Origin of the sequence: Nonomuraea sp. JJY05, from assembly GCF_043496855.1 — a bacterium.
Classification (GTDB): domain Bacteria; phylum Actinomycetota; class Actinomycetes; order Streptosporangiales; family Streptosporangiaceae; genus Nonomuraea.
Map to the genome: position 1 here is coordinate 83,258 of NZ_JBIEIS010000048.1, position 10,082 is coordinate 93,339.

At 68.6% G+C, this 10,082-nt stretch carries 12 protein-coding genes; 11 read left to right on the top strand and 1 reads right to left on the bottom strand.

The genetic code is table 11. From position 1 onward, the window contains the following. Nucleotides 1–62: 62 nt before the first annotated feature. From rplK to ACFKCF_RS49890, 6 genes are all read left to right on the top strand, one after another. Nucleotides 63–494, top strand: a complete 432-nt coding sequence (gene rplK / locus ACFKCF_RS49865) for a 50S ribosomal protein L11 (protein WP_127939574.1) — start codon at nucleotides 63–65, stop codon at nucleotides 492–494. Between the two features lie 59 nt (nucleotides 495–553). Continuing rightward, complete coding sequence (gene rplA / locus ACFKCF_RS49870) at nucleotides 554–1,273, top strand: 50S ribosomal protein L1 (protein ID WP_394502859.1); 720 nt, start codon at nucleotides 554–556, stop codon at nucleotides 1,271–1,273. Between the two features lie 711 nt (nucleotides 1,274–1,984). Next, the gene (locus tag ACFKCF_RS49875; RefSeq protein WP_394502861.1) at nucleotides 1,985–2,806 is read left to right on the top strand and encodes an LppX_LprAFG lipoprotein; all 822 of its coding nucleotides are present in this window, start codon (nucleotides 1,985–1,987) and stop codon (nucleotides 2,804–2,806) included. A gap of 240 nt (nucleotides 2,807–3,046) precedes the next feature. Beyond that, nucleotides 3,047–3,571, top strand: a complete 525-nt coding sequence (gene rplJ / locus ACFKCF_RS49880; RefSeq protein WP_350733418.1) for a 50S ribosomal protein L10 — start codon at nucleotides 3,047–3,049, stop codon at nucleotides 3,569–3,571. Between the two features lie 72 nt (nucleotides 3,572–3,643). Beyond that, nucleotides 3,644–4,033, top strand: a complete 390-nt coding sequence (gene rplL / locus ACFKCF_RS49885) for a 50S ribosomal protein L7/L12 (RefSeq protein ID WP_394502863.1) — start codon at nucleotides 3,644–3,646, stop codon at nucleotides 4,031–4,033. Between the two features lie 145 nt (nucleotides 4,034–4,178). Then, nucleotides 4,179–6,083: an ArnT family glycosyltransferase gene (locus ACFKCF_RS49890; RefSeq protein WP_394502865.1), complete on the top strand. Its 1,905-nt coding sequence runs from the start codon at nucleotides 4,179–4,181 to the stop codon at nucleotides 6,081–6,083. Here ACFKCF_RS49890 and ACFKCF_RS49895 read toward each other — a convergent pair. Further along, a complete protein-coding gene (locus ACFKCF_RS49895; protein ID WP_394502866.1) occupies nucleotides 6,076–6,477 on the bottom strand; it encodes a nuclear transport factor 2 family protein in 402 nt (133 codons plus the stop codon). The genes ACFKCF_RS49890 and ACFKCF_RS49895 overlap by 8 nt on opposite strands. Nucleotides 6,478–6,564: 87 nt before the next feature. Here ACFKCF_RS49895 and ACFKCF_RS49900 point away from each other — a divergent pair, with 87 nt between their 5' ends. From ACFKCF_RS49900 to ACFKCF_RS49920, 5 genes are all read left to right on the top strand, one after another. Further along, nucleotides 6,565–7,131, top strand: coding sequence for a TetR family transcriptional regulator (locus tag ACFKCF_RS49900; RefSeq protein ID WP_394502868.1), 567 nt, complete (start codon nucleotides 6,565–6,567; stop codon nucleotides 7,129–7,131). Nucleotides 7,132–7,228: 97 nt separating this feature from the next. Then, nucleotides 7,229–8,230 (top strand): ABC transporter ATP-binding protein, encoded by a 1,002-nt coding sequence (locus ACFKCF_RS49905; protein ID WP_394502870.1) that lies wholly within the window; start codon nucleotides 7,229–7,231, stop codon nucleotides 8,228–8,230. Nucleotides 8,231–8,428: 198 nt separating this feature from the next. Then, nucleotides 8,429–8,929: a hypothetical protein gene (locus tag ACFKCF_RS49910; protein WP_394502872.1), complete on the top strand. Its 501-nt coding sequence runs from the start codon at nucleotides 8,429–8,431 to the stop codon at nucleotides 8,927–8,929. Nucleotides 8,930–8,963: 34 nt separating this feature from the next. Beyond that, the gene (locus ACFKCF_RS49915) at nucleotides 8,964–9,461 is read left to right on the top strand and encodes a hypothetical protein (RefSeq protein WP_394502873.1); all 498 of its coding nucleotides are present in this window, start codon (nucleotides 8,964–8,966) and stop codon (nucleotides 9,459–9,461) included. A gap of 436 nt (nucleotides 9,462–9,897) precedes the next feature. After that, a partial coding sequence (locus tag ACFKCF_RS49920; RefSeq protein ID WP_394502875.1) for a hypothetical protein occupies nucleotides 9,898–10,082 on the top strand: 185 nt, incomplete at its 3' end.

Sequence of the window (10,082 nt, forward strand, 5' to 3'; positions counted from 1 at the left end):
GTGTCAGGGCCGCAATCCGCTGGCCCTGGCAGGCATCGCAATCAGGACCCGGAGAAGGACAAATGCCTCCGAAGAAGAAAATCGCCGCTCTGGTGAAGGTCCAGCTCCCCGCTGGACAGGCCACCCCGGCGCCGCCGGTGGGTACCGCGCTCGGTCCCCACGGCGTCAACATCATGGACTTCGTCAAGCAGTACAACGCTGCGACGGAGGCCCAGCGGGGCAACATCATCCCCGTTGAGATCACCATTTTCGAAGACCGCAGCTTCACCTTCATCACGAAGACGCCGCCGGCGCCCGAGCTGATCAAGAAGGCCCTCGGTCTCGACAAGGGCAGCGCGGTCCCGCACCGCGACAAGGTGGGCAAGCTCAGCCGCGAGCAGCTGCGCAGCATCGCCGAGACGAAGATGCCCGACCTCAACGCCAACGACATCGAGGCGGCCGAGAAGATCATCGCCGGCACCGCCCGGTCGATGGGCATCACCGTCGCCGAGTAACACCCTTTCCCAGACGTCGTGGGAGGGCCCTCGGGCCCGCGTACCACTAGGAGTTAGCAATGAAGCGCAGCAAGGCGCACAAAGACGCGGCCGGCAAGGTAGACCGCGACAAGCTCTACACGCCCGTCGAGGCAGCGAAGCTGGCCAAGGAGACGTCGACCACCAAGTTCGACGCCACCGTCGAGGTCGCGCTGCGGCTGGGCGTCGACCCTCGTAAGGCCGACCAGATCGTGCGCGGCACGGTCAACCTCCCGCACGGCACCGGCAAGACCGCCCGGGTCCTGGTCTTCGCGACCGGTGAGCGTGCCGAGGCGGCCCGCGAGGCGGGCGCCGACATCGTCGGCGCCGACGAGCTGATCGACGACATCTCCAAGGGCAACCGGCTCAACGAGTTCGACGCCGTGGTGGCCACGCCCGACCTGATGGGCAAGGTGGGTCGCCTGGGCCGCGTGCTCGGTCCGCGCGGTCTCATGCCCAACCCCAAGACCGGCACGGTGACGCCCGACGTCGCCAAGGCCGTCACGGAGATCAAGGGCGGCAAGATCGAGTTCCGCACCGACCGCCAGGCCAACCTCCACTTCATCATCGGCAAGACGTCGTTCGGTGAGCGCCAGCTCATCGAGAACTACGCCGCCGCCCTTGACGAGGTGCTGCGTCTCAAGCCGTCCGCGGCCAAGGGGCGTTACCTGAAGAAGGTCACGTTCTCGACGACCATGGGCCCTGGCGTCCCGGTCGACCCGAACGTCACGCGCGGCCTCACCGCCGAGCTCGACGCGTAACGCTTTTCTGACTGAGCCTCGCCCGTTTTGGGCGGGGCTCTTTCTTTTTCTACGGCGAGCCGCGCCCACCACCGCCCGCCGCACGGGGAAGCGCCCTGCGTCATGCGCGGGACCGGCTTCCGAGACGGTGCTGGACCGGCCCTCGCCACGGTGCTGGATCGGCCCTCGCCACGGTGCTGGATCGGCCCTCGCCACGGTGCTGGATCGGCCCTCGCCACGGTGCTGGATCGGTCCTCGCGACGGTGCTGGACCGGCCTCCGCCACGCGCTGGATCGGGCGCCCGGATCGTGAGGCGCCTGCATCGTTGGATCCCCCGCTACGGCCGCCCGCGCCTGGCGGCGGCCTTCCCCCTCGCGTGCAGGTACCCTCGCGCTGGGCTGGGCGCCCTGAGTGGCTCGTTTGCGGCTTGAGGCGGGCGCGTACGGGGAAGGGGCCACGCTCACGCGGCGGGCGCGTAGGGCGGCGTCGGTCGCGCTCAGGCGGCTCGCCCAGCCCGGCCAGCCCCGCCCGCCCGCTCCACCCGCCTGGCCCGTCGGGCACCCAGCCCCGCCTGTCGCCGCCTCCGCCCGGCCGCCTGTCGTGCGGGGGTGGAGCAGGGCTGAGGTGAGTTGTGTAGGGAATGTGTGAGGGGTGTGGGGGATAACCCTGGGTTTTCCCTTATTTGTAAGGGGAAGTCGCTACGGCGATGCCACTTAAACGTAGGGTCAAGACATGCTGAAGCGCACGATAGGACTCACCGCGGCCGGTGCCGCGCTCGTTGTGGCGGCGGTCGCCGGTTGCGGATCGAACGCCCAGCCCATCCAGGTCAACCTGGCCGCCTCAGAGGTGCTCGCGCAGGCCGCGCAGAAGACTGCGGAGGTCACCAGCTACACGGTCGACGCCGTGGTGAACGTCACGCACCCGCAGGAGGGCTCAGGCAAGGTGCAGGGGCGCATGCTCTACCAGAGCAAGCCCCAGCTCGCCGTCGACCTCACCCTGGACACCGTCGACATGGGCGGGAGGAGCCTGCCGGGCGGCGTGCGCGCCGTGCTGCAGGGCGACACCGTCTACGTCAAGGTCGAGGCGCTCAAGGACCTCGTCGGCGCGACGAAGCCTTGGATCAAGGTCCCGCTCAGCGAGATGGGCGACTCCTCCCAGGTGAACGACTACCTGAGCAAGATCCAGCAGTTCGACCTGGGCAACGTGACCAAGCTCGTCACGGCTTCGCAGGACGTGAAGTCGGCCGGCAACGAGAGCGTCAACGGCACGGACACCACCCACTACAGCGGCACGTTCCCGGTGGACGCGGCAGTGCTCCTGCTGCCCGCCGACCAGCAGGAGCAGGCGCGTACGAACCTGGCGGAGCTCAAGGACGTCAAGTTCGACATCTGGGTGGCCTCCGACGGCCTGCCGCGCAAGCTCGCGCTGAACGGCTCCAAGGAGGGCGCCACGCTCGACGCCACCCTGCTCTTCAAGGGCTTCAACGAGCCGGTCACCATCGAGACGCCGCCCGCCGACCAGGTCGGAGAGATCCCCAAGGGCACGACCAACTGAGAACGATTTGGAAACTCGGCGGCCAGCACGTACTCTGGTCGTTGCCGAAGACCGCCGGTCGTCGTCAGGTGCCTCAATGCCTGGCGACCGAAGGATCCACATCATGTGGACGGCCCGCGCAGGTGTGATGCGAGTTTCCCACATGGTGTGACCCATGTGCGTGAGCCCCGTGTGCGCCCTGCGCCCGGGGCTGTTCTCATTTTCAGGGCCTTCGCCGGTGGCACATCTGGAAGGAGGCCCATGGCGAGGGCGGATAAGGCGACAGCGGTTGCCGAGCTCAAGAGTGAGTTCGAAGGCAGCGCTGCCGCCGTTCTGACCGAGTACCGCGGTCTCACCGTCGCGCAGCTCAAGGAGCTGCGTAAGTCTCTCGGTGAGAATGCGAAGTTCGCCGTGGCGAAGAACACCCTGACCAAGATTGCGGCCAACCAGGCCGGATTCTCGGGTCTGGATGACCTGCTCGCCGGTCCGACCGCGATCGCCTTCGTCAACGGCGACGTTGTCGAGGCTGCCAAGGGTCTGCGTGACTTCGCCAAGGCCAATCCCCTTCTGGTGATCAAGGGCGGTGTCCTCGAGGGCAAGACGCTCGACGCTACCGAGATCACCAAGCTCGCCGACCTCGAGTCCCGCGAGGTCCTCCTCGCGAAGCTTGCTGGCGCGCTCAAGGCGAAGCAGAGCGCTGCCGCTGCTGTGTTCGCCGCGCTGCCCACGCAGATGGCTCAGCTGGCCGACGCCCTGCGCGCGAAGCGCGACGAGGCGGGCGAGTAGCACGGGGGTTGCCGCAACACCCGCGGTCCCGTTTCTAGTTTCAGCAAGTCCCGAACGTAAGGAAAAAGCATCATGGCGAAGCTCAGCACCGACGAGCTGCTCGACGCGTTCAAGGAGATGACCCTCCTCGAGCTGTCCGAGTTCGTGAAGCAGTTCGAAGAGGTCTTCGACGTCAAGGCCGCCGCCCCCGTCGCGGTTGCCGCCGCCGCCCCCGCTGGTGGCGCCGAGGCCCCGGCCGTTGAGGAGCAGGACGAGTTCGACGTCATCCTCGAGGCTGCCGGCGACAAGAAGATCCAGGTCATCAAGGAGATCCGCGCCCTCACGTCCCTGGGCCTCAAGGAGGCCAAGGACCTGGTGGACGGCGCTCCCAAGCCCGTCTTCGACGGCAAGGTCAACAAGGAGCAGGCGGAGAAGGCCAAGGCTGCCCTCGAGGGCGCCGGCGCCACCGTCACCGTCAAGTAAGACGGTTTCTGTTCGCTGAAAAGGGGCGGGGACATCCTGGTGCCGGATGTCCGCCGCCCCTTTTTCGTGCCCTGAGCCGGGTCGCTCAGGAGATTCTCATGCCCGTCTCATCGCGCCGCGAAGCGGCTTGCCTAGCGTGCGAGCTGTGGTTACCGAAGCTAAGTCCCGTTGGGCGCTGACCGCCCTGCTCATAGGCACCGGAGTGCTCTACATCTGGGGCCTCGGCGCCTCCGGATGGGCGAATTCGTTCTATTCGGCGGCCGTTCAGGCGGGCAGTCAGAGCTGGACGGCGTTCTTCTTCGGGTCCTCCGACGCCGCGAACGCGATAACCGTCGACAAGACGCCCGCCTCCTTGTGGCCGATGGCGCTCAGCGTGCGGTTGTTCGGGCTCAATTCCTGGGCCATTCTCATTCCGCAGGCGCTCATGGGCGTGGGCACGGTGGCGCTGGTGTACGCGTCCGTGCACAGGTTGACCAACGTCTGGGCGGGGCTGCTGGCCGGGGCCGCGATGGCGTTGACGCCGGTGGCCGTGTTGATGTTCAGGTTCAACAATCCCGACGCGATGCTGGTGCTGCTGCTGACCGCCGCCGGATATTGCGTGGTGCGGGCGCGGGAGCGCGGCGCCACGCGGTGGCTGGTGCTGGCGGGGACGGCGATCGGGTTCGCGTTCCTGGCGAAGATGCTGCAGGCGTTCCTGGTTTTGCCGGGGTTCGCACTGGTTTATCTCGTCACGGCGCCGGTGCCGTTCTGGCGGCGGATGTGGCAGTTGTCGCTGGCGGGTGTGGCCATGGTGGTCTCGGCCGGGTGGTGGCTGCTGGCGGTGGCGCTGGTGCCTGCCTCCGAGCGGCCGTACATCGGGGGTTCGCAGACCAACAGCGTGCTGGAGCTGGCGCTCGGCTACAACGGGATCGGGCGGCTCAACGGCGGTGACTACGGCGGGCTCGGCAATCTGAACCAGCAGGCCGGGTGGCTGCGGCTGTTCGACACCGAGGCGGGCGGGCAGATCTCCTGGCTGCTTCCGGCGGCGCTGGTGCTGCTGGCCGCCGTCACGTGGTTCACCCGGCGGACGCCGCGGGTCGATCCGGTCCGGGCCGCCATCTGGGTCTGGGGGAGCTGGCTGATCGTGACCGGGCTGGTCTTCAGCCTGATGCAGGGCATCTTCCACGCGTACTACACCGTGGCCCTGGCTCCGGCGATCGCGGTGCTCGTGGGCATGGGGGCGGCCGTCCTGTGGGAGCGGCGGGCGTACCGGCTGCTGGCGCTGGTCACGGCGGGGACGGCCGTGTGGTCGTACGTGCTGCTGTCGCGCAGCGCGGAGTGGAACTCCTGGCTGGGCGTGGTCGTGCTGGCGGCGGGGCTGGGCGCGGCCCTGGCGATGTTGTTCGCGCGGCGGGCCCTGGTCGTGGTGGCCGTCGCCGTGGTGGCGTGCCTGGCGTCCTTGGCGGGGCCGGCCGCGTACGCGGTGGACACGGCCTCGTCGGCGCACACCGGGGCCATCCCGACGGCGGGGCCCTCCACCGGCGGTTTCGGCAGGGGCTCCGGCGGGCCCGGCGCAGGCGGGGCCCAGGGCGGCGGGTTCGGCGCCGGCGGGCCTACGATCGGCGGCCGGCAGTTCCGCCGCATGCCTGGCCGGCAGGCGTTCCAGGCGCCCGGTGGCCGGGGGATGGGGCGTGGCGGCATGGGCGGGCTGCTCAACGCGGGCACCCCGTCCGCCGAGCTGACCGCGCTGCTGAAGACGGACGCCTCCGCGTACAGGTGGGTGGCGGCGACGGTGGGCTCCAACAACGCGGCCGGCTACCAGCTCGCCACCGGCAGGCCGGTGATGGCGGTGGGCGGCTTCAACGGCACCGACCCCGCGCCGACGCTGGAGCAGTTCCAGCAGTACGTCGCCGAGAAGAAGATCCATTACTTCATCGGCACGGGGATGGGCATGGGGATGGGCGGTCGCAGCACGGGCGGCAGCGACGACGCGGCCCGGATCGCGGCCTGGGTGCAGGAGACCTTCACCGCCACCACCGTCGGGGGGACGACGGTCTTCGACCTCACTTGAGCGAAGCGGCGGCGGCGCGGACCTGGGTGACCGCGCCGGTGTCCATGTAGTCCCTGGTGTGGATGATCCGGCCGTCCCTGATCCTGAGCACGAGGAGGCTCGGGACGGTGATCGACTGCCCGGCGACCGTGATGAACGTGTCCTGCTCCACCAGCACGACCTCCGGGTCGGTCGTCCGGTGGAGCGAGACGCGCCGTACCTCATTGGGCTTGAACGGCAGCGCGCCCCACATCGCCCGGTACCCGGCGCGGATCTCCTCCCTCCCCTTGAACGGCGCCAGCCCTCCGAACGGGAACTCGTGCAGCGCGTCCTCCGCGTAGAGGTCGGCCAGTTCGTCGGCGGACTTGTGGAGCATGGCCGCGTGGTAGGCGGTGACGATCTCTTCGATGGACATGGGAATCCCTCTTTTCACTCAACAGCCGTTGACTCAACGAGCGTAGAGTGAAGGGGTGAGGTCGGTCAACGCAGGTAGAGTCGGGGCGTGGTCGAGAAGGGGCTTGCGCGGGCCGAACGGCGGCGCAGGAGCGAGGAGCGGATCCTGGGGTCCGCCAGGGCGCTGTTCGCCGAGGTCGGGTTCGAGCGGGCCACCATCAGGGCCATCGCCAAGGGGGCCGAGGTCGATCCCGCCCTCGTGATGCAGTACTTCGGCAGCAAGCAGGAGCTCTTCCAGCGGGCCGTGCAGGCGGCGCCGGTCGCGCACGGCGAGCTGAGCGCCGACGAGGTGGTCGAGCAGGTGCTCGGCACGCTCGGCCTGAAGCTGGGCGAGCTGCCGCAGAGCTCCCTGGCCATGATGCGGTCGATGCTCACGCACCCCGAGGCGGCCGTCTCGGCCCGCAAGGTGCTGGGCGAGCAGATCGACCGGCTGGCCCGGGTCGTACCGGGCGAGGATGCCAGGCTGCGGGTGGCGCTGATGATGACGATCATGCTCGGCGTGACCGTCGGGCATCAGCTGCTCGACCTCGACGAGCTGCGCGGGGTGCCGCAGGAGGAGATCGCGCGGCTGCTGCGGCCCGGCCTGCAGGCCCTGGCCGCTCCGGAGGGCTCATAACCGCGCCGTAACAAGTTATTGGAACGGGTTCCAATTCGGTCGGCCGCCGTTACGGTTGAGAGGCCCCTGAGTACCGGCTGCGATCGGAAGGTGTCCCGTGGGAGTCGAAGTCGTGGTCGACGGGCTGACCAAGTCGTTCGGCCGGCAGGTCATCTGGGAGGACGTCTCGCTCACGCTCCCCGCGGGCGAGATCTCCGTCCTGCTCGGCCCCTCGGGCACCGGGAAGTCCGTCTTCCTCAAGACGCTGGTGGGCCTGCTGCGGCCCGATCGCGGGCACATCTGGATCGACGGCTACGACCTGGCCAACTGCAACGAGAACAAGCTCTACGAGCTGCGCCGGCTGTTCGGCGTGCTGTTCCAGGACGGGGCGCTGTTCGGCTCGCTCAACCTCTACGACAACATCGCCTTCCCGCTGCGCGAGCACACCAAGAAGACCGAGTCGCAGATCCGCCAGATCGTGATGGAGAAGGTGGAACTGGTCGGCCTGGTCGGCGCGGAGACCAAGCTGCCCGGGGAGATCTCCGGCGGCATGCGCAAGCGCGCGGGCCTGGCCAGGGCGCTGGTGCTGGATCCGGAGATCATCCTGTTCGACGAGCCCGACTCCGGTCTCGACCCGGTCCGCACCGCGCTGCTCAACCAGACCATCGTCGACCTCAACGCCGAGATCGAGGCGACGTTCCTGATCGTGACGCACGACATCAACACCGCCCGTACGGTCCCCGACAGCATCGGGATGCTGTTCAGGCGCGAGCTGGTCATGTTCGGCCCGCGCGAGATGCTGCTGTCGAGCGACGAGCCGGTGGTGCGGCAGTTCCTCAACGCCAGGAGGCACGGCCCCATCGGCATGTCGGAGGAGAAAGACCTCTCCGAGCTGGAGGCTGAGGCCCAGATGGGGCTCGATCCCGGCCTGCTGCCGCCGATCCCGCCGCAGCTCATGCCGACCGGCAACAGGATCCGTCGTTCGCAGCAGCCGCCGGGGACGTGGCTGGCGGCCAACGGTGTGATCCCGCCGCAGGGGTCGTTCGTGGACGAACGCGGGCGTAACTGGCTGGAGGAGTACCCCCGCCTCGTGAACGCCTACCTCCACGGCGTCCAGTGACCCTCTAGGGCCTTCCGTCAGGCAGGGCGGCGCCAGGCGCTCAGCGGGCAGCTGAGGGCCGCCTGAGGGCATATCGGGGAGATGCGGGCTCGTTGCCCGATTCGTGTCACGTCCTCTACCGTCTCGGTTGGTTCGGGGGCTCCAGGGCGGAGCCGGGGGTTATGATCCGGCGACCGGCTTGGGGAAGGGGTGAGTGACGTGGCAGGACTTGCCGCCCGGCCCGCACGCATCCTGATCGCCGCGCTCAGCGGAGTGCTCGCGGTGCTGGTCGGTACGGGCGCGTGGATCGCCGCGCAGGCGCGCGAGGAGCAGGGCAGGGCAGGCGACAAGCAGGCGGCGCTCCTGGCGGCGGGGACTCACGCGAAGAGTCTGATCGCGCTCGACTACAAGACCGTCGACGCCGACATCAGGCGCATCCTGGACACTTCGACCGGGGCGGCCAGGGCGGAGTACGAGGCCAACGCGGCCAAGCTCAAGTCCACCACGGTCCAGAACAAGGTCGTCCAGCACGGCGTGCTGCGCGCCACCGGGCTGGCCTCCTTGGCCGGCGCCACGGCCAAGGTGCTGGTCGTGGCCGACGTGGAGATCCGCTGGGAAGGCTCCAAGAGCCCGCCGCAGGAGCGGTACTACCGGTGGTCGATGGAGCTGACCAAGGTCGGCGGCGCCTGGCTGGTGTCCAAGGCGGTGCAGGTGGCATGAGGTGCCGCCGTGGTCGAAGGTGGTGGGGGTCCAGGTGAGGACGGCAACGATCGTGCTGCTGGGGATCCTCGTGGTGGTGGCCGGGGTGCTGGTGCCCACGATGTGGTTCAACCTGCGCGACCTGCGGGCGGCCGACGCCGCCGGGACGCAGGCCATGGCGGCGGCCAAGGAGGTGGCGCCCGATCTGCTCTCTTACGACTACCGGACGGTGGAGGAGGATCTGGCCCGGGCGGGGACGCACACGACCGGGGAGCTGACCAAGCACTACAAGGAGCTGACCACGTCCCTGGTGTCCAGGGCCAAGGCGCAGAAGATCGTGCAGACCGTGGCCGTGGCGGGAGCGGCGGTCGAGCGGGCGGAGCCCGATCGCGTAGAGGTTCTGCTGTTCGTGAACACGGGTATGGTCAAGAACCTCCCCGGCGAGGCTGCGCCACAGCAGCAGTTCACCCAGAACCGGGCCAGGTTCGTCATGGTCCGGCAAGGATCTCGCTGGCTGGTGGCCGACCTGTCGACCCTGCTGGGGACCGCCTGACGCCCTCGGCGCGCCGCTTCGTTCAATTGTTACCAAAAATCAGGTTTAGCGAAGCCAATGGAGCGGGTAACTCAGTCACAGCTACACCGGTTGTCGGCATGGGTTCGGCCCCCGGTGTGACGGAGCGTTAACCGCCCCCGTTCGCGGGTATCGTCTTGGGCCTGGCGGTAGGCGCCCGGTCACACAGGGGAGAAAACCCAGCGTCCGGGCCCCTAGACGGCTAAAAGTCGGGCTTGTGGGCTTGACGTTTCCGCCTGAACGGGCGATGCTGCGACCAACGTGGAGCATGAAGCGAGAGCGAAGTGGACAGGCGTGTGCCGTTCGGCTACACTGCCCCTTTGCGCTGCCCTTTGACGACCCGCTCCGCTTGCTCACGTTGCGAGGTTGTCTGGCGTGCGTGTAGTCAGTCCGCCGCGAGCCCTCGGAAGGACATCTGTTGGCAGCCTCGCGCAACGCCTCCGCCGTACCCGCTGGTCCCCGTCGCGTGTCATTCGCGCGCATCCAGGAGCCCCTCGAAGTTCCTGACCTTCTCGCTCTGCAGACCGAGTCGTTCGACTGGCTGCTCGGAAACGAGAAGTGGAAGGCCCGGGTTGAGGCGGCTCGCCAGGCCGGGCGCAAGGA

Coding starts and splice junctions, on each gene's coding strand:
- rplK (WP_127939574.1), top strand. CDS start 63: ATGCCTCCGAAGAAGAAAATCGCCGCTCTGGTGAAGGTCCAGCTCCCC.
- rplA (WP_394502859.1), top strand. CDS start 554: ATGAAGCGCAGCAAGGCGCACAAAGACGCGGCCGGCAAGGTAGACCGC.
- ACFKCF_RS49875 (WP_394502861.1), top strand. CDS start 1,985: ATGCTGAAGCGCACGATAGGACTCACCGCGGCCGGTGCCGCGCTCGTT.
- rplJ (WP_350733418.1), top strand. CDS start 3,047: ATGGCGAGGGCGGATAAGGCGACAGCGGTTGCCGAGCTCAAGAGTGAG.
- rplL (WP_394502863.1), top strand. CDS start 3,644: ATGGCGAAGCTCAGCACCGACGAGCTGCTCGACGCGTTCAAGGAGATG.
- ACFKCF_RS49895 (WP_394502866.1), bottom strand. CDS start 6,477: ATGTCCATCGAAGAGATCGTCACCGCCTACCACGCGGCCATGCTCCAC.